The following is a 23,800-nucleotide window of genomic DNA, read 5'->3' as shown; positions in this document are numbered from 1 at the left end:
CGTGGCCGCCCCCGTGCTAGCGTCATCCGACCCCGATGGGCTCGATCTGTTCCGCACGACCGTCCGCCGCTTCCTGGCGGAAGAGGTAGTCCCGAACGCCGACCCTTGGCGGACAAGGGGATACATCGATCGGGAGCTGTGGCGGAAGGCGGGTGCGCTCGGGCTGCTCTGCGCCAGCAGTCCTGAAGAATATGGAGGCGGCGGAGGCAGCTTCCGGCACGAAGCTGTCATCATCGAGGAATTGGCGCGGATCGCATTCCCCGATTTCAGCGTCCCGTTGCAGAACGTCATTCTGGCACCGTACTTCGCGCAGTACGGCACCGAAGAGCAGAAGCGCCGCTGGTTGCCACGCATGGCGCGCGGTGATCTGGTCGCGGCACTTGCGATGAGCGAACCCGGTGCGGGGTCCGATGTGCGAGCGATCCGAACCCGGGCGCGCCGCGAGGGCGACACGTATATCGTCAACGGGCAAAAGACGTTCATCACCCACGGTCACACCGCCGACTTGATCTGCCTCGCGGTCAAGACTGATATAGGCGAGGACGCCGGTGTCCGCGGCTTCAGCCTGCTGGTGATTGAGGCCGGTGAGACGCCCGGATTCAAACGCGGCCGCAGGCTGGACAAGGTCGGGCTCAAGGCACAGGACACGGCTGAACTGTTCTTTGAGGACGCGCGGGTTCCGGTTGCCAATCTGCTGGGAGGCGTCGAAGGCCGCGGCTTCTATCAGCTGATGGAACAGCTTGCGAAGGAACGCATCAACATCGCGATGCAGGCGCTGGCCCTGGGCGAAGCGGCGCTGGCCGAGACCGTGGCCTATGTGAAGCAGCGCGAGGTATTCGGCAAACGTCTGATCGATTTCCAGAACACGCGGATCGTGCTGGCCGAGGCCAAGACTGCGATGGCCGTCACACGCAGCTTCGTTGAAGTTTGCATCGACCGGCTGATCGCCGGAACGCTCGATGGCGAAACCGCGGCAATGGCAAAGTGGTGGGCGACCGAGAAGCAGTGCGAGGTCATCGATAACTGTGTCCAGTTGCACGGCGGCTACGGCTACATGCTCGACTATCCGATCGCCAGGATGTGGAGCGACGGGCGAATTCAAAAGATCTGGGGCGGCTCCAATGAGGTCATGAAGGAGCTTATCGCGCGGACGCTTTGATGTTGGACGAGGCCACGACCGCTCCACAGTCGGGCGACGTAGGCCGTTGGCGATGATGCAGGAAGCCGCAGACTCGATGATCGGGGCCTCGAGGCCTGAGCATGATCACAAGCCGGAGACAGGGATGAGCCAGTACGCCAAATATGAGTGCCTGAAGATCGAGATCGCGGACAAGGTCGCGACGGTGACCTTGAACCGCCCGCAGGCGCGCAATGCCATCAATCAGAAGCTGATCCGCGAGTTGCGGACGATCTGGGACGATCTGGCCGACGATCGGGCTGTCAATGTTGTCGTGTTGACCGGCGCCGGCGATTTCTTCAGCGTCGGTGGCGACGTCAAGGCGATGTCGGAGCGGCCGGGGGGCGACGTACTCGAAGAGGGCGAGGTGCATGACCCCATGATCAGCCGCCGCGGCGTTACCCGCCAGCTCGAGCTCGACAAGCCGATCATTGCCGCGATCAATGGCGATGCCATCGGGCTTGCGGCTACCCATGCGCTGCTCTGCGATATCAGTGTGATGGCGGAGGATGCCCGGATCGGCGACACCCACGTCTCGCGCGTCGGCCTGGTCGCGGGCGATGGCGGCACCGTGATCTGGCCGCTGCTGATCGGCATCAACAAGGCCAAGGAGTTCCTAATCCGCGGCACGCTGCTGAAGGGCCACGAAGCGGAGCGGATCGGGTTGGTCAATCATGTCGCACCGCGCGCGGAAGTATTGGCGAGGGCTCGCGAGATCGCGGTCGAACTCGCGAACGGTCCGACCTGGGCCATTCGCTGGACCAAGCTGTCGATCAACCAGATCGTCAAGGAGCGCGTCAACATGCTGCTGGAGGCTTCGATGGCCCTCGAACAGGTGACATTCGAGACCGCTGACCACAAGGAGGCGACGACGTCGTTCAAGGAAAAGCGCAGACCAAGATTCGGTCAGTCCTGAGTTTACCTGCAACTCGAAGATTGGAATGCCCATGCGCAACCGCATCACTGAAATGTTCGGAATCGAGGTCCCGATATTCGGCTTCACGCACAAGCCGGAGGTCGCAATCGAGGTGACGAATGCCGGCGGCATGGGCGCTTTGGCGGCCAGTTACTATCAACCGGACGAACTCGAGCGAATTCTCACCGACATGGATGAGAAGACCGGCGGACGTCCGTACTGCATTGACGTCCTCTTCGCAAACAAGGTCGGCGAGGTCGTGCCGCTGTCCGAGCGGCTCAAGGCGCTGCCGAAGGAGCATATCGATTTCGTCGAGAAGATTCTCGATGATGCGGGCATACCTGCGCTGCCCCCGGATGTCGAGGCGCAGATGCTGCGTGAAAAGCCGCCCGGCCATGGTCACACGGAAGAGGGCGTCCTCGAAGTCCTGGAGATCGTCGTCAAACATCCGCAGGCCCGGTTTGTGCTCAGCGCGATGGGGGCGCCTCCGGCCTATGTCGTCGACAAGCTGCACGGCCATGGCATCAGGGTTGGCGCCATGGCAGGCAGTGCCGAACATGCGCTCAAGCACGTGCACGCAGGTGTCGATCTGATCGTCGCGCAGGGAAGCGAAGCCGGGGGGCATACCGGTACGATCTCCTCCATGGTGCTATGGCCAGAAGTGGTTGATGCCGTCTCTCCGATACCAGTTCTTGCAGCGGGTGGCGTTGGCAGCGGGCGCCATATCGCAGCCGCCCTTGCACTCGGCGCCGAGGGCGTATGGTGCGGCACGATTTGGCTCGGATCTTCAGAGAGCGAGCTATCCCCTGATATGCGCAAGCGATTTATCGCGGCGCGTTCGCAGGACGCGATTCAGAGAAAGTACGACACCGGCAAACCGCTGAGGGGGCTCCGCAGCAAGTGGACGGATGCGTGGGATGAGCCGGGAGCACCGGAGCCCCTGCCGCTGGCGGCTCAAAAACTGCTCGTCGCTCCAGCGCTGAAGCGGCTCGAACTGGCCAATGCGGCCGACTACATGGGCTATATGGCGGGACAAGTGGTCGGCAGGATCAAAGATGAACGGTCGATCCGTGACATCATGGACGGCATGAAATCCGAATGCGTTGCAGTCCTTGAGGGTCTGAGCGCCACTGCTTAGGGCCGGCGGCAGACGCCGGAGCAGTCATCGTGAAGCGGCCATCACGGCGGTTGGCATCATCACCACGACCACCGCGGGGTCGTTTTGATGAAACACCGGCACTAATGTTGATTTGAACGTTGATTTGATGGATTTGAAGGGCTCCCCCAAGTGGGGGCCCTTTCGCGCTAATTAAGCACCTTCGGCAGCACGACAACGACGTCGATATCCTGGCAAAGAATTTGAGACGCGACGATCGAGATATGCACGGCGAAATTGTCCTCGATCTCCGATGCAGTGGCCTCATCTTTGGCATAGACGTAAAGCAGCGGTCCGTCGACCTCGGCGAACCGGATCCCGGCGAATACACGATCGAACGTTCCCGCGCCGACCGCGAGGGCCATTCTTGCCTGGATGGCGTAATCCTGGATTTCGGTCAGGTCCATTTTGCTACCGCGAGGATAATCAGTTGCCTGCACCACAGATATTTACGGCTCCGACGCGGACAAGGGGGCATTGCAATTTGTGTAGCGCCTCCGCTGGCTCGCGGAAATCGCCGTCTTCGCGCGTAGGTATCGCGGTTAAGGATGGTTTCCTGAGGGGCCGGCGAGCGAATTGCCGTCTCATGTCAGCGTTCGAGCAAAAGCGCGTCATGGTGCTTTCCTTCGACCCGACCGCCTTCCTCCTGGTGTGAAGCGCTATCGATGAGTAGCTCGATTTCCCGACCCGGTTCGGAGCCTTACCAATGGGTGGTCCGCTGGATTATAAGAAGGTTGGGATCAGCCCGGTACGTCCGAGTGCCAGCCATCTTATGGCTCAGCAAGGCGTCTAGAGTGAAGAACCCGGAAGCAGTCGCCGCCATCGTGTCGGCTCTTCGACATGCGCACGGGGACAACGTTGCCCGCGCCTTCCTCGCTGACGGTGTGAGTCTTGCTGCGCTTATGGACGCGGTGTTTTCTCTTCCGATAAGGAATAGCGAGGCGGTCAGGACGATTGCCAGAGCGCTTGAATCCGGAGATTTTGTCATCTCACCTGATGTCGGGCCGCTTTGGCACATCAAATATGTCTACAGCCAGCCTGGCTCGATGACTGTAGTCGACATGGTGGTGCTAACGCCGGACAAGGCGTTCGCCAGTAGCGAAATCTCGTTGCGGCTGCGCGTGTGAAGCCGGCGTTGAGGCAGCGATCTATTGCAGCTCCTGGATATGACCGGTGCTATCGACGAGAATGGACCTAACCTTTCCATTCCGCGTTGCTTTGAACGTCTTGATCTTGCCGGATGGCACCTCCCGGATTTGCGTATAGCCCGCGGCCTCAAGCTTAGCCTTGATATCGTCCAGGGTAAGGGCATGGGCGGCTGGAAAGGCGTTGAAGATCGCCAGAAAGCAAAGGGCAAGATGCTTTTTTGCCTTTATGTCCATTAGCCGAGTTTGGTTGCTGATGATGACGTCTCGCTAACCAGCGGAGGCGGTCCAATTCCTGCCGAATGTCTAGCAGGAAGGAAATCGCGAATCCTTGAGATGGTTCCCGGCAGCCGGAGGTCGGTCGATAGATGGGGCGCAAATGGGCAAATCGGCCGGAATTGCTGGAATGGATGGATCTATCCGCGGCACGCCCTTGTCCGATCCGCGGACTGCCGAAGGACGGCTCTCGGCGGTGTCGAGGTCTATTCTGGAGCGGGCTCCGTTCGCAGGCTTTGAAGCCCCGCTGCTTGCGAGGTAAGTTGGCCTGATCATGTTCAACCTGACTTTTCTCGGCAGCTCGGCCAGCGTGCCATCCGCCGAACGCAATCATCCGGGCCTTCTGGTCGAGGCCGGAAGCCATCGGATCCTCGTGGATTGTGGGGAGGGGACGCAGCGGCAGCTATTGCGCAGCGGCGCTGGCTTCCGGCGGCTGGATCGCCTCCTGCTCACTCATGGGCATTTTGACCACGTGCTCGGGATTCCAGGACTCTTTTCAACGCTTCGGCTGCGTCAGAGCGAGGATCTCGTGACCATCCACGGCAGTCCAGGCACGCTCGATGTCGTCGTCAGGATGTTGGCCGGGCTCTGGGGCGAAGGCAGAGCGCCGATCCCGTTGGAGCTGGTGCCGCTGCAGCCGGGCTTGGTCCTCGACGCCGACGAATTTTCGGTCGGCTGCTTCCCGGTCCGTCATCGCGACACCGACAGCTACGCTTTCGACTTCAAGAGCCCGCCACGCCGCCACCTTCGCGCTGACCGCCTGGCGGCACTCGGCGTGCCTGACGGGCCGATCCGGAAGGACTTGGTTGAGGGCCGCTCGATCACCCTGGCCGACGGCCGAACCATCGCTCCGGAGAGCGTTCTGGGGCCGCCCGAAGGGGCCAGGAAACTTGTGATCGTCGGCGACACCGAGACGACCGACGGTTTGGCGGAGTATGTGGAGGGGGCCGACATGCTGATCATCGAAGCCACCTTCCTGGCGCGCGATGCTGAGCTCGCGCGTGACTACGGACATCTCACCGCGGCGGAGGCGGCATTACTGGCGGCGGCAAACGGCGTCAAGCAACTCGTCCTGACACACATCTCGGGGCGCTATCCGGATGAAGAGATCCTGGCAGAGGCTACGCGGGCCTTTCCGAATAGCCGCGTTGCGACAGATTTCACAACCATTACCATCAAGGCGATCCCTCTTGGACAACATCGGTTCCCCCGCGGCGAAAACCGCGATCCCGGCGAACGCGAAGGCGTTCAGGGTCGGCATCATCTCGGATACGCACGGCCTGTTGCGGCCAGAAGCGGAGCGTGCGCTGGCTGGCGTCGACCACATCATCCATGGCGGTGACATTGGTCAGCCCGGCATTATCACGGCGCTGCGCCGGATCGCGCCGGTCACAACGATCAGGGGGAACATCGACAGCGGCGATTGGGCCAGCGCCTATGCTGACACTGAGCTCGTACGGCTTGTGGGACGGACGATCTTCGTATTGCACGATCTCAAGACGCTACGAATCAACCCCGTTGAGCGCGGCATAGACATCATCATCTCCGGCCATTCTCACGTGCCGAAGGTCGACACAGTCAACAACGTACTCTACGTCAATCCCGGCAGCGCCGGCCCTCGGCGGTTCAAGTTGCCGATCACGCTTGCGACGCTCGATATTACGCCTGACGGCCTGCGACCGGTCATCCATGACCTTGCGGCCCGTTGAACTGTGCGGGTGTGCGGGCGCACGGATATGAGGGACGAAGGGCCCGCGGCTCGGCCTGTCCAACGTGGTGATGGGTTCGGCATCCAGCGTGTCTTCGAGAAAGCCGACCGCATTGATCGATAGCGTCAAATTGGCAGGTCCAGTTGAGGTCCCGCTTGATCCTGGTCATGGAGCGCGGAGAGCGAGACGCCCAGTAAGCGTACGGACTTCCGGAAGGGCATTTCGTGCAGCAGCAGGCCGATAGCCAGGCGCTCGAGGTCAACGCGGCTTGATACCGGGGCTGATATCGATCGGCTGCGCGTAATGATCTCGAAATCAAAGAACTTGACCTTTAGCGTTACTGTGCGCCCGCGGGTGCCGGTGCTTTCGCAATGCCGCCAGACCTTGTCGATGAGCGGCTGGAGCTCCGCCGCCAGGGCATCGAACGCGGCCAGATCGGCCGAGAATGTGTTCTCGGCGCCAATCGACTTCCGGACCCGATTTGCCCGCACGGGGCGCTCGTCGACGCCGCGTGAGATCCAGTAATAGTAGGTGCCCGATTTGCCGAAGTTCGCGCTCAAGAATTCGAGTGATTGATTGCGGATGTCCAGCCCTGTGAAGATGCCGAGGGCGTTGAACTTGGCTGTCGTCGCCGGGCCGATGCCGTGGAATTTGGCGACGGAAAGATCCTCCACGAAACCGGGTCCGATCTTGGGCGTGATGACGAACTGACCGTTGGGCTTGCGTTGGTCGGAGGCGAGCTTCGCCAGGAACTTGTTGTACGAGATTCCGGCGGAGGCGGTGAGCCCGGTTTCGGCAAGGATCTTGGCTCTGATCGCGGTCGCGATCTCGGTTGCGAGCGGGATGTTCTGAATGTTCTCGGTAACGTCGAGATAGGCCTCGTCCAACGACAGCGGCTCGAAAACTTTCGTGTGCTCGGCGAAAATGTCCCGGATCTGCCGGCTGACGGCCTTGTAGACCTCAAACCGCGGCTTCACGAAAATCAGGTCCGGGCACTGACGCTTCGCGGTGATCGACGGCATTGCCGAGCGAACCCCGAACTTCCGGGCCTCATAGCTCGCTGCGGCCACGACACCGCGTTCCGCGGAGCCGCCTACGGCCAATGGCTTGCCGCGCAGGTCGGGATTGTCCCGTTGCTCCACCGACGCGTAGAACGCGTCCATATCGATATGGATGATCTTGCGCTGGCGGGCCTCGCCGCTGTTCCGCGCTCGGTCCGACGAGCTCATTCGGGAACAATACCTCAAGCTGCCCCGCGCGGGAATGACGGGGAGAGCGGGGAAAACTGCTATTCCCAACTGGCTAGCCAAACCTCGTCGGGCTCATGCTAGCGGACTTGTTGTCGGACCTGGCGAAGTCACCACAGGCAGCGACCGCCTGGTGCTTCGCTGGCATGCTTGTTTTTTGTAATGGGCATTTTCATGAAGAAGTTTGACGAGCGGACGACCGCTAACCTCGACGTTGTTCTGGACGACGCTTGCCGCGACCTCCCGAACGGCGGTGGCCACGAGACCAGGAAGTTCATTGCGCGGAAGCTGCTGCGGGCAGTCCAGCAAGAGAAAAAGACGCTTGGAGCTCTCCAGCGTGTCGCTCGCCAGGCACTGCGGGGACTCCTGGAAGGGCGTCCGGCATAATAAGCCATGCAGGGTCCGCGGTTTCGCAATTGAAGCCGCTCGGAACTATCGGGCATGCGCACATAAGCGGGGACTCCATGTATGACGTTTATCTGAACAGGAGCAACGAGCTCCTGGTTGTTGCTCGAGGCGGATCTATCCCTTCGGCGATTTCCGGACGATGGCGCAAACAGAAGCGTTTCGTCCGGTCCGTCAGCCACAGCATTCGCGACGACGTGCAGCGGCATGGTTACCACCACCGCAACCTGGCGAAGCGATTGGTTGCGTCAGCGAGGGCAGGGCTGCAGTAGGCCGATTTGACTGCGCCCTGGCGCCGCAATCGAAGTCGGCGGTGAGTATTCGAACTAGCGCCGAACCTCTTGCTCCGACTTCACCGAATTGCAGCCATGGCAACGAAATACATGGACGGCTTCGTACTTGCCAACGGACGGTAGTTCGGCCAACAGGGCCATGCGGCGACCGCAAACGTCACATTTGCATGCGAGCGCATCTATCTCTTGCCTGGACATCGTTGGCATAGCGAAATTCCCCATACGCTATTCGCCGAGCGATCCATCATGGGCCTCAAGGGCATGTCGCTGTATCCGTGCGAATACGGAGCTGGCCCAATCTCGTGCGAGTTGCATGTCTCCTGCGACCGCCTTTGCGATCTTGATAGTCCGTTTAGGTCATACACCTTGTGCCAGAAGGTCATGCTCTAAATGGACTATTTCTGCTAACCGCAGCGTACTGGAATGTTGACGATCAGCAGCGCATATTCAGCGGCATGACGATCAAGACGCCTCATTTTCAGCCTGCGGAGCGCTGGATCGCCACCAGGGCGAAATACTGGCCGGGTAGAGAGAACTAAATCGCTGGCTCCCGGCATTCTGAAGACCATCACTTTCTTAACGGCGGACGAACTGATGCGGCCTTAGCTCAAATAGGTCAGACGCAAACGAATGGCCGCGTTGCAGCGCGAAACTGGAGCAACCTGATTTACGTTCCTGTTTGGTCGGCTATCGCTTCTGTTTGAGGCAGGGGCAATTGGAAGTGGCTGGCAGGGGCCGTCCGCTTTTCCAAGTTACGGACGGCCCCAACTCCGGGGCTCGAGGTCAGAGCTGCTAGAGCGGCTTTCGATGCAGAAGGAGGGTATTGCCATGTGGCGCAATACCGGCTGCTACTGCTTGTATTTGTCACCAAAGGGCAGGCCAAAATGGTGGCAAAAGAATTGAAGCGTGCCGATGCCGCGGCGATCAACCTGGAAGTTGGCCCAAGGCAAATATTCGGGAGCGAATCCCAGAACGCCAAGGAACAGTCAGCGTTCACTGGACGTTAGCGCTCGTGCGAGGAGTCCACTGGTGCGTGTGATGACGGACGATGGCGAGCGCCGCGACCGGGCGCAAGGAAGCGTATATGACTGACGGAAACCCCATTGCACGTATCCGTCCGGTGAAGGCCGCCTTGCCGAGTGAGGCGTGTTGTTGAGAACTGTCCTTATGGACAGTGATAGGCGCAGTGCCCAAGTCGAACGGCTCGAAGTAGTGGATACAGGCCGGCGACGGCGCTGGTCCGAGGATGAGAAGCTCAAGATCGTCCTGGAGAGCTTACAGGCGCCGCGCCAGGTCGCGGCGACGGCGCGGCGATATGGCGTTTCGCGCTCGTTGCTGCTGCGATGGCGGCGAGCGTTTCGTCCCGAGCCGGCGGATGCCGCCGATCAGCACACGAGCTTCATACCGGCGATGCTGGTACCGGAATCGGGGGCGACGCCTGGTCCAGTCGAGCCGGCCGGCGGGGCGATCGAGATCGAGTTTGCGGCCGGAGCTCGGATGCGGATTACTGGCGCGGTCGACGCGGCGACGCTGAAGGCGGTGGTCGCGGCGCTGGCAGATGGACGGCTGCGGTGATCCCCATCCCGTCGGGCGTGCGGGTGTGGATTGCGACCGGCCACACCGACATGCGTCGCGGCATGAACTCGCTGGCCATGCTGGTGCAGGAAGCCTTCAGGCGCGACCCGCACGGCGGCGACCTCTACGTGTTCCGAGGCAAGAGCGGCAAGCTGATCAAGATCCTCTGGCACGATGGATTAGGCATGTCGCTCTACGCCAAGCGGCTAGAGCGCGGCCGTTTTCTCTGGCCATCACCGGTTGATGGCGTGGTGAGTATCACCCCAGCCCAACTTGGCTACCTACTGGAGGGCATTGACTGGCGGATGCCGCAACACACGTGGCGGCCGCAGGCGGCTGGCTGATCGCTGGGATTTGAATCGATAGCACGATCGGCAGTTCGGACAGAGACCGCATCTTGTGATTCTCTGGTCGGCGATGGGCGCCGATGATTCTCTTCCCGACGATGTGGCGACGCTGAAGGCGATGCTGCGCGCCGAGCGAGCGGCCCGCTTGGCCGCGGAGGCGGAGGCTCAGGCACGGACACTGCTGATCGAGAAGCTCAAGCTCGCGATCAGGAAGCTGCGGCACGAGCAGTTCGGACAGTCCTCCGAGCGCGGCGCATTGCTGGACCAGCTCGAGCTGCAGCTCGCCGACCTGGAGGAGAACGCGGCGCAAGCCGAGACGGCGGCGCAGATGGCAGCCGACAAGATTGCGGTGCCATCGTTCGAGCGCCGCAAGCCGGCCCGCCGGCCGCTGCCGGAGCATTTGCCGCGGGAACGCCTTGTCTATCCGGTGCCTGCCACCTGCCCATGCTGCGGCGATAGCCGGTTGCGCAAGATCGGCGAGGACGTGACCGAGACGCTGGAGCTCATTCCGCGCCAGTGGAAGGTGATCCAGCATGTGCGCGAGAAGCTCGTCTGCCGGGCCTGCGAAGCGATCACCCAGCCGCCGGCCCCCTCGCATCCGATTGCGCGCGGGCGTGCGGGGCCCAAGCTGCTGGCCCATATCCTGTTCGCCAAGTACGGCCTGCACCTGCCGCTCAATCGTCAGAGCGACGTCTATCAACGTGAAGGCGTCGACCTCGACGTGTCGACGCTCGCGGACTGGGTGGGCGCCTCCGCCGCAACCCTGATGCCGCTGGTAGATGCGATCCGGAGCCACGTCTTCGCGGCCGAGCGCATCCACGCCGACGACACCACGGTGCCGGTCCTGGCCAAGGGCAAGACCCGGACCGGCCGGCTCTGGACCTATGTGCGCGACGACCGCCCGTTTGCCGGGCCAGATCCGCCGGCGGCTGTGTTCTTCTACTCGCCGGACCGCGGTGGTGAGCATCCGGAGCAGCATCTGGCCGGCTATGCCGGACTGATGCAGGCCGACGCCTACGCCGGGTTCAGCAGGCTTTACGAGGCCAATCGCAAAGCAGGCCCAATCATCGAGGCCGCGTGCTGGGCGCACGGCAGGCGCAAGTTCTTTGATCTGGCACGGCTCAGCAAGGCGCCGATCGCGGCCGAGGCGGTCAAGCGCATCGATGTCCTGTTCGCCATCGAACGTGAGATCAACGGTCTTGCGCCGCAGGAGCGCCTGCGCGTGCGCCAGGAGCGTAGCCGCGCCCTGATCGTTGAGCTGGAGGCGTGGTTGCGCGAGCAGCGCGCCAAGCTCTCCAAGAACAACGACACGACCAAGGCGATCAATTACTGCCTCAATCGCTGGGACGCATTCACCCGCTTCCTTAATGACGGGCGGCTCTGCATGTCGAACAATGCCGCCGAGCGCGAGCTACGAGCTGTCGCCGTGGGAAGAAGAAATTGGACCTTCGCAGGCTCCGATGAGGGCGGCCGACGCGCCGCGGCCATCTACACCCTCATCGCCAGCGCCAAGCTCAACGACATCGATCCGCAGGCTTGGCTCGCCGATGTGCTCGGCCGCTTGCCGGATCATCCCGCCAAACGCATTCACGAACTCCTGCCTTGGAATTGGCGCCCTCAGAGCGTCGCCCACGCTGCTTGAGCGCAAATCAGCCATCCGCCCAAGGTGAGCTGACCGGGGGCCGTCACCGGATGCGTACCATTGCACCAACTGCTACGCCGGAGCAGCGAATAGATCAGGCTTCAGAAGCGATCCGTCGAATGGCTGAAGACGCCGTGTTCGAACCTCTGCCGCAGCAGGATCGGTGGCTGCAGCTCTTGACCGAAGCGACAAGAGCGGCTCCGCTTCAATCACTCGCCTTCGCATTCCTGCTAGGGGTTTTTCTGGCTCGTCGATAGTCTGGACACCGGTTGGCCGACGAGAGCATTACGCCGCGTCAAAATACTCCCTGGTTGCAAGTCAAAAGATAGGAGCAAACGGTCAAGCGCAATCGCTTTTCCCCGCCACCGCCGCGTTGACAGTGTGGCGTCTCTCGATGGGCCTATGCTCCTCTCCTTCCCAGTCGCCGATCGTGACGCAAGTAGCGCATCAATAATCAGAGTGAGCCGTGACCAGAGATGGTTCGCCATTCATCGCAACACTGGCAACTACGGGCAGCCGGCGGACCTCGTCGCTGCGTCGCGTTCGAACTTCCTTGCGACCGCCGGCCGGGGGCAGATTGTTCAGACCCTTACGGAAAAGCGCTCGAACGCAGTGAGTATCTGGATCCGGATCTCGACGTCTCTTTGATAGATGGCTCTCTGCAGGTATTCGATTTCGGGTGCCTGATCGGGCTCGTCGACATCGATGTACCAGGACCGCGGCCGGCCATCCGCGCCGTCGCTCCAGCGATACCCGCGCCGCTTGAGCTCGTCCTTGAGCTCGAACGGCGACTGCTCGGCCCAGATCCTGATCGTCTTGCGGCGGGCCCGCTCGAGCAGAACAGAGAGCACGGTACGATCGAGCTGGGGCAGGGCCATTGCGAGGATCTCGAGCAGTGCAAGGCAATCGTCGACCGCCCGGTGCGCTTCGTGAAATAGCCCGGCCTTCATCAAGAGATAGGACAGGCGCGATCCCTCGAAGCCATGGCTGCGCCATTCGACCTCGCTGACCGAGCAGGCCCAGGCCTTGTGCATGAATAGGGGCGCGTAACGCTCCATGAACTTGCGATCGAAGCCGGCATTGTGGGCGATGGTCACGACCGCATCGGAGGCGAAGGAGTTGATGCGCTCGACGTCGAGGCTGTGGCCTTCCACCATCTCGTCGGTGATGCCGGTCAGCGCGGTGATCTCGGCGGGAATGGCCATCGACGGCTGGTTGAAGCAGCTGAAGGTGTCGATGACCTGGCCGATCCTTCCATCGGCCAGATAGCTGAACTTGACCATCCCGAGTTCGATGATCTCGTCGCGGACAGGATCGAGACCCGTGGTCTCGACGTCGAGCAGGATCGCGGTCCTGGTCGATTGCCCGTCGCTAGGGGTGAATTCGGAGCGTGGAACCAGCCGGCGCAGCACCCGGTAGTCGGGCGACTGCTCCAGCATGCCGGCGATTTCGGCCAAGGTCGGTTGAACAGTCATATCGGACGGCGGACCCAAATTATCTGGCGGATGGTTTCCAACCTTATCCGATCAGATTGGACCGGGCACGGCAGCACCTGTGGATAGGTCTCTGGCCGGCGGCTGGGACCCTGTAGCAGACCGGCTTTTCTCGCATCCTTGGAACCGCCTTGGCGATTCAAAAGAGTCCTGCGGGCCGCCGGCTGCGGGCGGGCTTTCGTAGACCGTGCCGCTTCGCTTCACGGCCTCGCGGCGTCGATCCCTCGTGCCGCGACTAGGGCCCGCCGCGATCACAGAATTCGGAAAAGGCGAAATAAGACTCGACGGAACACCCAACTCACTTTTATCCGCAAGGGACTCGGCTCGTGGGCAAATACGACAGCGTCGTCGCCTTTGGCCAGAAGCGGGCGCTGGTCGTCTGGACGAGGCTTATCTTGCCGAACGGCAATTCGATCGTGATCGAGAACCTTCCGGCCACTGACGTCGCGGGCTACGCCGGCCTCGAGGATGAGGTGGACTTCCATACCTGGCAATTGCTCAAGGGCGTAGCGCTGGCCACCTTGATCGGAGTGGGGACCCAACTATCGATAGGCAATGACGAAAGCGACCTCGTGAAGGCCTTGCGTGAAAGCACGCAGCAAACGACCAATCGTGCGGGGCAGCGCCTAGTGGAGCGCGAACTCGACGTGCAGCCGACGATTACGGTGCGGCCGGGATGGCCGCTGCGGGTGATTGTTTCGAAGGATCTGGTGCTGAAGCCGTACCAGGACGTTCCGCCGGTTGCGAAGGGTAGATGAGGGATGAAGCTTGCAAAGCTGCCTGATCGGACCCCAGTTAAGATGAACATTCTGGTCGCGCCAGGACTTGCAAAGCGATTGCGTGGGTACGCGGATTTTTATGCGGAGACGCATGGAAGCCGAGAGGAGGTCGCGGAGCTGATACCGTTTATTTTGGAAGCATTCCTCGACAGTGATTCAGCATTCAAACGAAGAGTGGTGACGCGCAAGGTCGAATAAATGAGACCTGATCATCTTGGCGAGTATTGATCATCGAGCTTACGATATTTAAGGAGTGCAATTGTCGCTCTCACGCGTTGAATTGAAGTCTCAAGTACGTGAAGCAATGCATCAAGCTCCGGCTCTCCGATCTCATCCCTACGTAGGTTATCTGCGGCCAGAACTTGCTCGACCAGCTCAGCCAATGGCACTTCTTGGAAGCCATTGTTCGAGGTCATCTGGGAGAGCCGAGATACTTCAGCGCGACTAATGATCGTTCCTTTACTCGTCAGCGACGCTGTCAAATGCAGTGGAATCGCTTCTGCCACCACGCAGCTCGGGATTCTGACCGCCGCCAGTGTCGTGCCAGTTTGAGGGGAGCGATATCCAAAGTGAAACGCATTTCCCGCTGCCGCATCGGCGGGTCTACAAAGGGTTCGAAGTCGAGTGCCATGGGTGCGCTCCATTTTTGTTGAGTATACTCAATTGATGAATATGCTCAACAAAAAGCATCTCGTTCTCGATGGACGAGATGAAGCAAACTGTTGCTCGAAATCTAAGGCGTCTTCGCCATGCGAAGAATTGGAGCCAGGAAGAACTCGCATTTCGCGCAAAGGTGGATCGAAGCTATATCAGCCAGCTTGAGACAGGCGACTACAGCGCTTCAGTTACCATGCTCGGGAAGCTAGCGAAGGCGCTTGGCACAAACGTAACCGAATTATTGAAGTGACCTTCGGTGCGTCGGACTTACTGCCTGCGATCGGGCTTGAGCGAGGGCCGAAGGCCACTCTCGGAACTGATAAGCTCTTCGCTGAAACCTTATCAGTTGGCGCTCCGTCTTTCGAAGTCAAGCTAGTCGTCCACGGCGAGCGTGTCTTGCGGGCTAGTGCATTTCCGGATCTCAAGCTGAAACACCTAGGGCCTCAGCGTGTCAAACAGGCCTTCTTCTCGTCCTCGGATGCTCTTCTATGGCCTCGATCTCGGGTGTTGCTGGGAGCATCAATGGACCGCGTCGCCGGGTGCTGCAGTGAGCGGAACGCCGCCAGTCGAGACGGGACCCGCGGGCTTGACATTCCCGCGTGGCAGCCTTTGCGGCTTCCGTGCGGGTTGAGTGGTCGCGGCAAGAGCAGGTCGCGCAATCGCGGTACTTGGCTCGGCAGCAATGGGCGGTGGCACTGGAGTAGGTGCGGAATGCTGAAGAGCCTCGACCTTCGAGGTCAAGCCCGCCAACTGGTCAACGATCGCCTTAAACTGCTCCTGCTGGTCGGCGACCGACCGGCCGATAGCGGCGAGGTCTTCTTCGAGCTTCTGCTGGGTCGCAAGGAGACCCGGTAATGCGTCCTTGTCGGAGGCGGCTGTATCTGCCTCGGAACCTCCGCGGCCAAGCGTTGGGAGCAGCGGCGCGACTAAGGGCCAGGCGTAGAGGCCGCTAGCGCTAGCGCCTGCAAGGACAAGGACCATGATCAGCAGGAACCATGGCCAGCGGCGACGACCGGTGGGCAGTGGGCTTGTCGGCGCATGGTCGTGCCACGCCTGGTCGGAATCATTATCCATGAATGCTTCCTAGGCGCCTCTGGCAGTCGTTGCAATCACTACAGAGTTCGACCATCCTGCTGAGTAATGCCTTCCTCGTCTGTTTCCCTTCCTGGGCCTACCCATACTTCTCAGCTCCTCGATGAACTGGTCGCGCAAGCACCGGATGGGCCTGTCGACCTCGAATGGCTCCTTGGCCATCTGGACAGGCGGTCATTCGGACTGCTCCTGCTGTTGCTCGGGCTGTTGGTGATCGTCCCTGGCGTGGCTACGATTGCGACATTGGCTCTATTGTTTCCGGCGGTCGAGATGATGCTTGGCCGAAGTGCTCCATCATTTCCACGTTTCGTGTCGAAGCGGCAGTTCGACTTCAAGCGGTTCAAACGGTTCACCGCCCGGACGCGTCCGCTACTGCAAGCGATTGAGCGCATCAGCCGGCCACGGTGGAACGCACGTCGTGACGTTACGGACCGCATTATCGGATTGGTCGTATTTCTGCTGGCCTTGTTGGCGGGCTGGCCGTTGCCCTTAGTCAACGTCATTCCCGGGGTCATAGTCGTCCTGATTGCGGTCGCGTACTTGCAGGAAGACGGTCTACTGCTGGTCATAGCGATGGCAGCGGCGCTGATTTCCTTGCTTGGCTTGGGATGGACGTTCTGGACGTCGGCTGGGGCTTTGATTCACTGGATTGGATGAAGCGCGACGACCCGATCGCCGAGATTGCTTGCCAATACGTCGCGCCGACAATGAAAAATTCGGCCCCGCAGACGGAGCCGAGAACTCTAACGACCTTAGCCAGCTAAGCAGCTTTACCTTCTAACATCGGCGGTTCATCAATCGCGGCTATCTCAGGCATTGCCTGGCCCATGATACCGTGAAGGTCACCGACCATGCCGACGGTGGACTCGATCATTGCGCTGACTTGGGCTTCACGCTTGGCCCAGGCCTTCAACATGAACTTGCGCTCTTTGTCGATGTCGTCACGCATGTCCCTAAACCGCTCGACGATGGCTTCAACCCGTTGTTTAAACCGCGCGCCGGTCAGATACTGATAGACCTGTTCAGCCTTAGACTGCTGACCAGCTTGCGATGTCCGCGCGTTGGTAACCTCCAGAAGTCAACCAGCGGAAACGCCGGGCGTCAGTCGAAGCCCGGCGATCGCGATGAATGCAATTAACGTATACGGCTTTTTATGCCGCGAGCTCATGCTCAGCTTCGACATTAACCAGGGTTTTGGCGAGCTTGGTGAGAGCCGAGTCCGTGGCCTTCTCCTCGTCCAGCGTTGCCTGCAGCAGCCGAGCGGCATCCGGTATTCCGAGTTCCTCGGCCCAGGTCCGCAACGTCCCGTAACGCGACATCTCGTAATGCTCGACGGCCTGAGCCGCCGCTAGCAAGCCGGCGTCGAGGGCGGGCATACCCTTAAAGTTCTTCATGATCTCGGCCCCCTCTTCGGTGATGCCGTTGATAGCAGCGCAGGTCTTTCCGCGTGCTGGCTTGCCGATGATCTTGAAGACCTGATTGAGCCTTTTGATCTGGCCTTCGGTTTCACGCAGATGCTTGGTGAATGCTTTCTGCAGGTCTTTCGACTGAGCCGCCTTCGCCATCTTCGGAAGCGTCTTGACGATCTTGTTCTCGGCGAAATAGATGTCCTTGAGCGTTTCGTGGAAGAGGTCGCTCAGCAGCATTGCCTTTTTGGCCATGGGGTGTCCGTTGTTTGAGAGGTTACGAGATTCAGGTCCGGCATCAGCGCAGGAGCAGGATCAGGATGATGAGAGGAATCGGTATTCCGACTAACCAGAGAAGGATCGGCATTGGTTACTCCTGTCAGGTGTGCATTGCGGGTCTAAGCCGGGCGTAGGAACCCCCATGTACCGTCCCGCAAGCCACCACCTTCGGTCGCGGCAAGACTGGCGCAGAAGGCTCCCAACAGCAGCGACGCTGTCAGCCAGAACGCAAGCTGGGCCGTCGCCTTTCGTGCGGCATCAGTGTCAGCCTTGAGTTGCGTGACGACATCGTTGATGCGTTTGTCGGCCTCAGCCTGGCCGAGCCCGGTTCGCGCTGCCACGACCTTGGAAAGGTAGTCCCGATCGTTCGGCTTCATTTCCCCGCCCGTCTGGAAACTCGACATGAACAATCTGAGCAGTTCTCCGCGCGAGTCGTTTGCCGGCGCTTGGGCCGACGGAGAAGCCGGCCGGAGTAGAGTGTCAACGTAGCTGTCCATGGGACCAGATCGACTGGTAGCCGAGGCCGCACCTTGGCCGGCGGCACTGATGCCGCTCCCAAGCAAGCTGGTTGCGGGGGTGGCCAGAAGAATTGCGCCGTGCTGCCGCGCACGTACGCATGAGCCGAGCGGGCCATCTTCAGCGATTGCTGGGTCTTCAAACGCAGTAGCGCGATCCAGAGGACGGCGAGGTTTGTTCGAAGCCATTTTCTCGAGCCTAGATAAGGTAGGATCTATCGCTGCTGATAGGCCCCCGACGTAGTCGACAGGCAGGGAATGAACGCGAGTGGCGGCCCGATCGATGCCGCGGTGATGACGTACCGGAATCCCTAAAGTTCCACCCGTGCTGCCCTTGCGTCTTGTTCAGGTGCCTCCATATACCATCCAAGCAGATGTCCTGCGGATGGAAAACACATGCCCTCTGTGCTTGAACTCAGGCCGAAGCCTCCGGAATCCGAGAAAATCACTATCAATCTTGGATATGTCGACCTCGGCCACATCGACCTGATGGTGACGGATGGTTTCTATTCGAATCGTACGGACTTCATCCGGACGGCGATCCGCAATCAGCTCGAGCGACATGCTGACGTAGTCAAGCAGTCCACGGCCCGCAAAGGCCTGGACCTCGGTCTGCGGAATTACACACGCGCGGATCTCGAAGCGGCGCGGCGAGCCGGCGAGATGCTGCACATCAACGTCCTCGGTCTTGCCACCATCGCGCAGGACGTCACGGCCGATCTCGCCCGCGCTACCATCGCTTCGGTTTCCGTGCTCGGAGCCCTCCATGCCAGTCCCGCGGTCAAGGCCGCTCTTGCCGACAGAACGAGGTGAAGCCGATGTTGAACCGAGACGCGCTCCGCGAAGCCACCCGGTTGACCCGCGCGGGACAACTGACGGAAGCCACGGCGCTGCTGCAGCGGATGCTGCGCGGCGAGCGCGCTCCAGCGGCGGCATCGCCGGCCCCAAGCCCCATGAGTCTTCCGGGCCGCGCGTCGGACACCATCGACCTCAAGGCCAACGGCGTCAGCAACGCCGACCGCGCAACACCGATAGAGGCGCCCTCTGCCTCTGACGCGGCACGTCGGCGTCGATCCTTGTTCAATCGAGCGAAGGACGGCACCTGGCTCGGCCTGCAGGGCGCGAAGAATGCGCCCACTTCGATGACTGACATCGCGCCGGAAGGAACGAAGTTCATCGACGGCTCCTACAGCGACAAGGCCGGAAGCCGGACCTACAAGCTCTTCATTCCCAGCGGTTACCATCAGGGGCAGCCGCTTCCGCTGGTGGTGATGCTCCATGGCTGCACCCAATCGCCGGACGATTTCGCCGCCGGCACCAGGATGAACTTCATCGCAGAAGAACAAACGTGTCTGGTGGTCTATCCGGCGCAGCCTAGCAGCGCCAATCCGTCCAAATGCTGGAACTGGTTTCGCCCGGACGACCAGAGCCGTGACAAAGGCGAGCCCTCGCTGATCGCGGGCATCACCCGCCAAGTCATGCAGGACTACTCGGTCGATCCCAAGCGCATCTTCGTCGCCGGACTCTCAGCCGGAGGCGCCGCTGCGGCGGTCCTGGGCGCCACCTACAGCGATCTGTACGCGGCGGTTGGAATCCATTCCGGTCTCGCCTACGGAGCCGCCGACGACATGCCCTCGGCGTTCGCCGCCATGCGTCAAGGGGGCGGACCCGGCAGCCGCGCCATTCCGGACGGGCCGACGCTCCCCGCCATTATTTTCCACGGCGACAGCGACACCATCGTGCATCCCATCAACGGGGCCCAGGCTGTCGAACAAGCGGTCGGAAGCACAAAGACGCAAAAGAAGGTGCGCCGCGGGCAGATGCCTGGCGGGCATAAGTATACCCGCACGATCCACGCCGAGGGCGAAATTGAGTTCCTGGAGCACTGGAATATCCACGGTGCGGGCCACGCCTGGTCCGGCGGTAGTCCGGCAGGGTCTTACACGGATCCAGAGGGACCGGACGCAACGAAGGAGATGCTGCGTTTCTTTCTCAAGCATCCGCAGCCACACTAGATGAATCCGAGGCAATGCTATTCCGACGGCAGTGTGAAGGTCGGCATTGGAAGGTGAAGTGGTTTCGTTCGCCAACGATATAGGTTTGAAGTCGTCCCTTTTAAGCAGACGCCACGAGCTCGCGTCGGATCCATCGGTGCAGCATCGTGAGCCGGTTTCGCAATCCGTCAACGGCTCTGTTCAGGGTTTTGCAAAGCTCGCCACACCGATAAAACCTGCGAAGGCGGTCAGATTTATGATTGCTTCGATCCGCTGCGTGACATCTCCAGGAAAGGAGAGCCCCGCGAGGGACGGGGCGTCTCGGGCCGACGTGACCGAGGCGGACACGCCGGTCTTGGACCCAATTCGCTCTAGGATGAGACGTTCCCAATGGGCGGCGCAGGATTCGGTCCGCCCGACTGAGCTGCTGCCGGTTTGATGGACACCCGCTTAAGCTAATCCCACCTTGCGCTCGAACTCAACCGGGCTGAGATAGCCGATGGTCGAGTGCCTGCGGGTCGTGTTGTAAAATCGTTCGATGTAGTCGAACACATCGGCGCGTGCCTCATCTCTGGTTTGATAAATCTTGTTGGCCGTACGCTCGGTCTTGAGCGAGGAGAAGAAGCTCTCCATCGCCGCGTTGTCCCAGACGTTGCCGGAGCGGCTCATGCTGCAAACGATGCCGTGGTCGGCCATCAGGCGCTGGAACTGCTCGCTGGTGTACTGGCTGCCCTGGTCGGAGTGATGCAACAGCGCATCCGGCTTGCCGCGCCGCCAGACGGCCATCAACAATGCGTCCGTCACGAGCTGTGCCGTCATGGCGGCACTCATCGACCAGCCCACCACGCGGCGTGAGAACAGGTCGATCACCGCTGCGACATAGAGCCAGCCTTCGGCCGTCCAGAGATAGGTGAAGTCGGCGATCCACTTCTGGTTCGGCCGCTCGGCGGCGAACTGCCGGTCAAGGAGGTTCGCCGGTACGGTCTCGAGCTGTCGATCGCCGCTGTCCTTCGGTAAGCGCCGACGTCGCGGCCGCGCCCGCAAGCCTTGCAGGCGCATCAGCCGCTCAATCCGGTGCAGGCCGCAATCCGCCCCGTCGGCGAGCAGGTCACGCCACACCCGGCGTGCGCCATAGGTGCGGTCGCTGGCGGCGAAGCTGGCCTTGACCTTGCCGCCGAGCTCCTCGTCGCTGCGGGATCTGGCGCTGGGAGAGCGGTTCAGCCAGGCATGGAAGCCCGACCGCGACACTCCCAGCGCATCGCATAGCCATGCCACCGGCCAGATCGTCCGGTGCTTCGCGACGAAGGCGAACTTCATGTCGCTTCCTTCGCGAAGTAGGCTGCGGCCTTTTTTAGGATATCCCGCTCGGCCTTCAGCTTGGCGACCTCACGGCGCAGCCGCTCGATCTCCTGCTGCTCCGGCTTCATCTGCCCGTGGCCGGGAAAGGCTTGCGCCGGGTCGGAGCCCAACTCCTTCACCCATTTGCGGAGAACATTCTCATGAACATCCAGGTCACGGCCAGCTTGCGCCACCGACACCCCACGTTCCCGCACCAGCTTGACCGCCTCGACCTTGAACTCGCGGCTGAACTTCCGTCTTTTCATCGCCACCTCCGGCTTCATGAAACACCTAATCTCGGTGTCCATCAAACCGGCAGCAGCTCAGACGGCTGGAAGACGCCGAAGCGTGCCAAAGATTCACGTAAGTGTGTCGCCCTTGCGGCGTCAGGAAAGTTCCGTGAGCATCGCACGCGTTGGACTTCAGGGCGCGGCGAATTCGCCGTCCAATAGTGACGGACCTTCGTCGAGTTTATCTCCAAGAGGTCGCTGTCCAGTGCCAGCGGCGGAAAGGTTTGCTGCTTCGTGTCGTTCCGAAAAAACGACGCGATTTGGAGCCCTGGTGCTAATTTGGACGTCCGATAACAGCACCGCGGTGCGGCACCTTCGATCAGGACATTTTGGGGGCGAGTGAATCTTCGTATGGGAACGAAATGTGTGTTCGGGGCTACCTCACCGGAACTAAACGGGAAGCCTCCTGTTGCTCCTTCAGGACGCTCCGGTGCCACGGCACGCCACCTCTCTTCGAAGGACGCGCGATATGACGGACGGAAGTAACAAAAACCCCAATAAGAAGCAGCCCGGCGAAAATCCGGATGGCAAGTATCATTTCAATCCCGGCAACATGGCTGGGAAGAAGCCCGGGGATAAGGAGCGGACAGCTGAAAACCGGGACGAGCCGAAAGAGCCGGAAGAAAAGCCCGCCGGGTAAGCGCTTTCGGATCGGTCTTGCGATGGTTGCCCATATCGCGACCGTTCAAAAGTTAATGAATTTCAAAGAAGCGACTTTTTCAAGGATCGGGTGCATCGGCTGTCAATCTGACATTTGGCGCCATCGCAGGAACTGAGGTGCATATCAGCTTGTTTGCTCAGCAAGAAGATGGAGGTTTCAGTGCGAGCCCGATTAGCATCGATATGCCTTGTGCTGTCCTGTGGATTAGCGACGGCGCAGCCCGCTACAAAGGGGGATGTCAATACGCCAACCGGGCGCTCGGCGCCCGAAGACAAAGGTCAATTGCAGCCCCAAGGTTGGACTGGGCCAATCAACACAGGCACAGGCGGAGCCCCGCCGGAAAGTCCCCAGGGTCAAAGTCCGCCAGGGATGCAGCCGGCGCCGGACGGATCGACAAAAACGACGGTCGCGCCTCCAAAATAGAAGGGTTTGATTTGCTGGTGCCGACGCTACTGGTGGCCGCTTGCCGCCGACGGAAACTGTCGATCGCGCGGTTCGATAGCACAAGCCTCCTTCTCTCGCCTTCAGCATCTGGGACTTGATGCTCCCGAGGAGGAATTCGGCGGTTCGCTGAGCATCGTCAATCTCGTCGAGACCGCCGAGAAAGTCCCAAGCGATTTGAAGCGAGCTTTCCATAAGCGGGGGAAGTGGTTCGGTCATCCGTGAGGAACGCCGCCCGCCCCGCACCGTTCCTGCAAATTGATAGCGGAAGCTGCAAACCGACCAAGCTCTCCCGTGTCAACGTTCCGGACAGTGAGGGCACGGGCCGTGGCGTTACACCGTGGCTGCGCTTCATCCCGGTCATCGAAGGGCGCCTGCCGCGATACTACCGACCCTCTCCGCCGGAACTCGGGTCTTGATTGGGGCAGGGCGTAATTGTGTGGACGAAAATGCCGCGATGCCAGGTCCGCCAAACCTTGGGCCCCAAGGCTTTCGAGGCCGCGAGATAGTTCTCATGGCAGGCCGCCTTTGCGGCTGAGGCCGTGCCTGGTCAGCGGCGGAGCAATAACAAGAGAGTGCCTATGTACCAGCCTGCGATACTAGCGATCAGAAACGCTATCGCTAACGAGAGCAACGACGCCATCGGACTCAGGAGCTCTGCCCCGTTTTGCAGATAGTCCATGACGCGACGTCCCTTCCGCTAAACAGCTCGTCGACGCCCAGCAACCATGCCGTAGACGAGCAGAACTATAATGGCGCCCACCACCGCGCCGATGAGCCCAGCACCTTCGCCCGGGCCGTACCAACCTAGCGCTTGGCCCAGATAGGTCGCCACGAACGCGCCCACGATTCCCAAAATGGCCGTGAGAATAAAGCCGGTCGGCTCGTTGTCTCCCGGCATGATGAACTTCGCGATGACGCCGGCTAAGAAGCCAATAATGATTGTCCACAAAATGCTCATGTCAGA

27 protein-coding genes and 2 pseudogenes are annotated in these 23,800 nt (G+C 60.8%); 20 read left to right on the top strand and 9 right to left on the bottom strand.

Features of this window, described 5'->3' with window-relative positions:
* The first annotated feature begins 1 nt into the window (after position 1).
* The 3 genes from WDM24_RS27740 (at position 2) to WDM24_RS27730 (ending at position 3,231) form a co-directional block, all read left to right on the top strand.
* Positions 2-1,159 carry an acyl-CoA dehydrogenase family protein gene (locus WDM24_RS27740; RefSeq protein ID WP_338828006.1) on the top strand — a complete coding sequence of 386 codons (1,158 nt, stop codon included), beginning with the start codon at positions 2-4 and terminating at the stop codon, positions 1,157-1,159.
* 124 nt (positions 1,160-1,283) lie between these two features.
* Positions 1,284-2,093, top strand: coding sequence for an enoyl-CoA hydratase/isomerase family protein (locus WDM24_RS27735; protein ID WP_338828005.1), 810 nt, complete (start codon positions 1,284-1,286; stop codon positions 2,091-2,093).
* A gap of 31 nt (positions 2,094-2,124) precedes the next feature.
* A complete protein-coding gene (locus tag WDM24_RS27730; protein ID WP_338828004.1) occupies positions 2,125-3,231 on the top strand; it encodes a nitronate monooxygenase family protein in 1,107 nt (368 codons plus the stop codon).
* Positions 3,232-3,398: 167 nt separating this feature from the next.
* Here the strand turns inward: WDM24_RS27730 and WDM24_RS27725 are convergent, their stop codons facing one another.
* Complete coding sequence (locus tag WDM24_RS27725) at positions 3,399-3,656, bottom strand: hypothetical protein (RefSeq protein ID WP_029082564.1); 258 nt, start codon at positions 3,654-3,656, stop codon at positions 3,399-3,401.
* Between the two features lie 387 nt (positions 3,657-4,043).
* On the opposite strand from WDM24_RS27725, the gene WDM24_RS27720 reads away from it, so the two are divergent.
* The 4 genes and pseudogenes from WDM24_RS27720 to WDM24_RS27705 all read left to right on the top strand — a co-directional run bounded on the left by WDM24_RS27720 (position 4,044) and on the right by WDM24_RS27705 (position 6,379).
* Positions 4,044-4,376, top strand: coding sequence for a hypothetical protein (locus WDM24_RS27720; RefSeq protein WP_224741490.1), 333 nt, complete (start codon positions 4,044-4,046; stop codon positions 4,374-4,376).
* A gap of 39 nt (positions 4,377-4,415) precedes the next feature.
* Complete coding sequence (locus WDM24_RS27715; protein ID WP_338828003.1) at positions 4,416-4,634, top strand: hypothetical protein; 219 nt, start codon at positions 4,416-4,418, stop codon at positions 4,632-4,634.
* A gap of 310 nt (positions 4,635-4,944) precedes the next feature.
* A pseudogene (locus tag WDM24_RS27710) lies at positions 4,945-5,847 on the top strand (ribonuclease Z); the annotation flags it as partial.
* Between the two features lie 106 nt (positions 5,848-5,953).
* A complete protein-coding gene (locus tag WDM24_RS27705) occupies positions 5,954-6,379 on the top strand; it encodes a metallophosphoesterase family protein (RefSeq protein WP_338828002.1) in 426 nt (141 codons plus the stop codon).
* A gap of 125 nt (positions 6,380-6,504) precedes the next feature.
* On the opposite strand, the gene dinB is transcribed toward WDM24_RS27705, so the two are convergent.
* Positions 6,505-7,608 (bottom strand): DNA polymerase IV, encoded by a 1,104-nt coding sequence (gene dinB / locus WDM24_RS27700; RefSeq protein WP_338828001.1) that lies wholly within the window; start codon positions 7,606-7,608, stop codon positions 6,505-6,507.
* A 192-nt stretch (positions 7,609-7,800) separates the two neighbouring features.
* On the opposite strand from dinB, the gene WDM24_RS27695 reads away from it, so the two are divergent.
* The 5 genes from WDM24_RS27695 to tnpC all read left to right on the top strand — a co-directional run bounded on the left by WDM24_RS27695 (position 7,801) and on the right by tnpC (position 11,888).
* The gene (locus WDM24_RS27695; protein ID WP_338827999.1) at positions 7,801-8,013 is read left to right on the top strand and encodes a hypothetical protein; all 213 of its coding nucleotides are present in this window, start codon (positions 7,801-7,803) and stop codon (positions 8,011-8,013) included.
* Between the two features lie 1,141 nt (positions 8,014-9,154).
* Complete coding sequence (locus WDM24_RS27690; protein WP_338827998.1) at positions 9,155-9,331, top strand: hypothetical protein; 177 nt, start codon at positions 9,155-9,157, stop codon at positions 9,329-9,331.
* 160 nt (positions 9,332-9,491) lie between these two features.
* Entirely contained in the window at positions 9,492-9,899 is a 408-nt protein-coding gene (gene tnpA, locus WDM24_RS27685) for an IS66-like element accessory protein TnpA (protein WP_338827159.1), read from the top strand.
* Complete coding sequence (gene tnpB / locus WDM24_RS27680; RefSeq protein WP_338827160.1) at positions 9,896-10,243, top strand: IS66 family insertion sequence element accessory protein TnpB; 348 nt, start codon at positions 9,896-9,898, stop codon at positions 10,241-10,243. The genes tnpA and tnpB overlap by 4 nt, the downstream gene beginning before the upstream one ends.
* A gap of 73 nt (positions 10,244-10,316) precedes the next feature.
* A complete protein-coding gene (tnpC, locus tag WDM24_RS27675) occupies positions 10,317-11,888 on the top strand; it encodes an IS66 family transposase (RefSeq protein WP_338832434.1) in 1,572 nt (523 codons plus the stop codon).
* Between the two features lie 581 nt (positions 11,889-12,469).
* On the opposite strand, the gene WDM24_RS27670 is transcribed toward tnpC, so the two are convergent.
* The gene (locus WDM24_RS27670) at positions 12,470-13,363 is read right to left on the bottom strand and encodes a 3'-5' exonuclease (RefSeq protein WP_338827997.1); all 894 of its coding nucleotides are present in this window, start codon (positions 13,361-13,363) and stop codon (positions 12,470-12,472) included.
* Positions 13,364-13,683: 320 nt separating this feature from the next.
* Here WDM24_RS27670 and WDM24_RS27665 point away from each other — a divergent pair.
* Both WDM24_RS27665 and WDM24_RS27660 read left to right on the top strand, forming a co-directional pair.
* A pseudogene (locus tag WDM24_RS27665) lies at positions 13,684-14,139 on the top strand (TrbI/VirB10 family protein); the annotation flags it as partial.
* Between the two features lie 3 nt (positions 14,140-14,142).
* Complete coding sequence (locus WDM24_RS27660) at positions 14,143-14,358, top strand: DUF2274 domain-containing protein (RefSeq protein WP_166298073.1); 216 nt, start codon at positions 14,143-14,145, stop codon at positions 14,356-14,358.
* 11 nt (positions 14,359-14,369) lie between these two features.
* On the opposite strand, the gene WDM24_RS27655 is transcribed toward WDM24_RS27660, so the two are convergent.
* Positions 14,370-14,666 carry a hypothetical protein gene (locus tag WDM24_RS27655; RefSeq protein WP_166298072.1) on the bottom strand — a complete coding sequence of 99 codons (297 nt, stop codon included), beginning with the start codon at positions 14,664-14,666 and terminating at the stop codon, positions 14,370-14,372.
* Between the two features lie 194 nt (positions 14,667-14,860).
* On the opposite strand from WDM24_RS27655, the gene WDM24_RS27650 reads away from it, so the two are divergent.
* The 3 genes from WDM24_RS27650 to WDM24_RS27640 all read left to right on the top strand — a co-directional run bounded on the left by WDM24_RS27650 (position 14,861) and on the right by WDM24_RS27640 (position 16,566).
* Entirely contained in the window at positions 14,861-15,067 is a 207-nt protein-coding gene (locus WDM24_RS27650; RefSeq protein WP_338827995.1) for a helix-turn-helix transcriptional regulator, read from the top strand.
* 461 nt (positions 15,068-15,528) lie between these two features.
* A complete protein-coding gene (locus WDM24_RS27645) occupies positions 15,529-15,672 on the top strand; it encodes a hypothetical protein (protein WP_338827994.1) in 144 nt (47 codons plus the stop codon).
* Between the two features lie 285 nt (positions 15,673-15,957).
* Positions 15,958-16,566: an exopolysaccharide biosynthesis protein gene (locus WDM24_RS27640; protein WP_338827993.1), complete on the top strand. Its 609-nt coding sequence runs from the start codon at positions 15,958-15,960 to the stop codon at positions 16,564-16,566.
* Positions 16,567-16,669: 103 nt separating this feature from the next.
* On the opposite strand, the gene WDM24_RS27635 is transcribed toward WDM24_RS27640, so the two are convergent.
* From WDM24_RS27635 to WDM24_RS27625, 3 genes are all read right to left on the bottom strand, one after another.
* On the bottom strand, positions 16,670-16,984 hold the full coding sequence (locus WDM24_RS27635) for a DUF2130 domain-containing protein (RefSeq protein WP_338832456.1): 315 nt from the start codon (positions 16,982-16,984) through the stop codon (positions 16,670-16,672).
* A gap of 76 nt (positions 16,985-17,060) precedes the next feature.
* Positions 17,061-17,570, bottom strand: a complete 510-nt coding sequence (locus WDM24_RS27630) for a ferritin-like domain-containing protein (RefSeq protein WP_338827992.1) — start codon at positions 17,568-17,570, stop codon at positions 17,061-17,063.
* A 143-nt stretch (positions 17,571-17,713) separates the two neighbouring features.
* Positions 17,714-18,091, bottom strand: coding sequence for a hypothetical protein (locus tag WDM24_RS27625; protein WP_338827990.1), 378 nt, complete (start codon positions 18,089-18,091; stop codon positions 17,714-17,716).
* Between the two features lie 414 nt (positions 18,092-18,505).
* Between WDM24_RS27625 and WDM24_RS27620 the strand changes: the two genes are divergently transcribed.
* Both WDM24_RS27620 and WDM24_RS27615 read left to right on the top strand, forming a co-directional pair.
* On the top strand, positions 18,506-18,922 hold the full coding sequence (locus WDM24_RS27620) for a CopG family transcriptional regulator (protein ID WP_166298190.1): 417 nt from the start codon (positions 18,506-18,508) through the stop codon (positions 18,920-18,922).
* Positions 18,923-18,927: 5 nt separating this feature from the next.
* Positions 18,928-20,124: a PHB depolymerase family esterase gene (locus tag WDM24_RS27615; RefSeq protein WP_338827989.1), complete on the top strand. Its 1,197-nt coding sequence runs from the start codon at positions 18,928-18,930 to the stop codon at positions 20,122-20,124.
* 429 nt (positions 20,125-20,553) lie between these two features.
* Here WDM24_RS27615 and WDM24_RS27610 read toward each other — a convergent pair.
* Positions 20,554-21,707, bottom strand: a protein-coding gene (locus WDM24_RS27610; RefSeq protein ID WP_338832275.1) for an IS3 family transposase whose coding sequence is annotated in 2 segments (ribosomal slippage) — positions 20,554-21,458 and positions 21,458-21,707 — 1,155 coding nt in all. Because the reading frame shifts where the segments join, the coding sequence is not laid out codon by codon here.
* Between the two features lie 493 nt (positions 21,708-22,200).
* Here WDM24_RS27610 and WDM24_RS27605 point away from each other — a divergent pair.
* Positions 22,201-22,371 (top strand): hypothetical protein, encoded by a 171-nt coding sequence (locus WDM24_RS27605; protein ID WP_166298188.1) that lies wholly within the window; start codon positions 22,201-22,203, stop codon positions 22,369-22,371.
* A gap of 1,162 nt (positions 22,372-23,533) precedes the next feature.
* On the opposite strand, the gene WDM24_RS27600 is transcribed toward WDM24_RS27605, so the two are convergent.
* On the bottom strand, positions 23,534-23,794 hold the full coding sequence (locus WDM24_RS27600; protein WP_166298187.1) for a GlsB/YeaQ/YmgE family stress response membrane protein: 261 nt from the start codon (positions 23,792-23,794) through the stop codon (positions 23,534-23,536).
* Between the last annotated feature and the right edge of the window lie 6 nt (positions 23,795-23,800).

The organism is Bradyrhizobium sp. 27S5 (assembly GCF_037217225.1).
Classification (GTDB): Bacteria; Pseudomonadota; Alphaproteobacteria; order Rhizobiales; family Xanthobacteraceae; genus Bradyrhizobium; species Bradyrhizobium septentrionale.
This window is presented reverse-complemented; position numbering and strand designations above follow the sequence as displayed.

Coding starts and splice junctions, on each gene's coding strand:
- WDM24_RS27735 (WP_338828005.1), top strand. CDS start 1,284: ATGAGCCAGTACGCCAAATATGAGTGCCTGAAGATCGAGATCGCGGAC.
- WDM24_RS27730 (WP_338828004.1), top strand. CDS start 2,125: ATGCGCAACCGCATCACTGAAATGTTCGGAATCGAGGTCCCGATATTC.
- WDM24_RS27725 (WP_029082564.1), bottom strand. CDS start 3,656: ATGGACCTGACCGAAATCCAGGATTACGCCATCCAGGCAAGAATGGCC.
- WDM24_RS27715 (WP_338828003.1), top strand. CDS start 4,416: ATGACCGGTGCTATCGACGAGAATGGACCTAACCTTTCCATTCCGCGT.
- dinB (WP_338828001.1), bottom strand. CDS start 7,608: ATGAGCTCGTCGGACCGAGCGCGGAACAGCGGCGAGGCCCGCCAGCGC.
- WDM24_RS27695 (WP_338827999.1), top strand. CDS start 7,801: ATGAAGAAGTTTGACGAGCGGACGACCGCTAACCTCGACGTTGTTCTG.
- tnpA (WP_338827159.1), top strand. CDS start 9,492: ATGGACAGTGATAGGCGCAGTGCCCAAGTCGAACGGCTCGAAGTAGTG.
- tnpC (WP_338832434.1), top strand. CDS start 10,317: ATGGGCGCCGATGATTCTCTTCCCGACGATGTGGCGACGCTGAAGGCG.
- WDM24_RS27670 (WP_338827997.1), bottom strand. CDS start 13,363: ATGACTGTTCAACCGACCTTGGCCGAAATCGCCGGCATGCTGGAGCAG.
- WDM24_RS27660 (WP_166298073.1), top strand. CDS start 14,143: ATGAAGCTTGCAAAGCTGCCTGATCGGACCCCAGTTAAGATGAACATT.
- WDM24_RS27650 (WP_338827995.1), top strand. CDS start 14,861: ATGGACGAGATGAAGCAAACTGTTGCTCGAAATCTAAGGCGTCTTCGC.
- WDM24_RS27645 (WP_338827994.1), top strand. CDS start 15,529: ATGCTGAAGAGCCTCGACCTTCGAGGTCAAGCCCGCCAACTGGTCAAC.
- WDM24_RS27640 (WP_338827993.1), top strand. CDS start 15,958: ATGCCTTCCTCGTCTGTTTCCCTTCCTGGGCCTACCCATACTTCTCAG.
- WDM24_RS27630 (WP_338827992.1), bottom strand. CDS start 17,570: ATGGCCAAAAAGGCAATGCTGCTGAGCGACCTCTTCCACGAAACGCTC.
- WDM24_RS27625 (WP_338827990.1), bottom strand. CDS start 18,091: ATGGACAGCTACGTTGACACTCTACTCCGGCCGGCTTCTCCGTCGGCC.
- WDM24_RS27620 (WP_166298190.1), top strand. CDS start 18,506: ATGCCCTCTGTGCTTGAACTCAGGCCGAAGCCTCCGGAATCCGAGAAA.
- WDM24_RS27615 (WP_338827989.1), top strand. CDS start 18,928: ATGTTGAACCGAGACGCGCTCCGCGAAGCCACCCGGTTGACCCGCGCG.
- WDM24_RS27605 (WP_166298188.1), top strand. CDS start 22,201: ATGACGGACGGAAGTAACAAAAACCCCAATAAGAAGCAGCCCGGCGAA.
- WDM24_RS27600 (WP_166298187.1), bottom strand. CDS start 23,794: ATGAGCATTTTGTGGACAATCATTATTGGCTTCTTAGCCGGCGTCATC.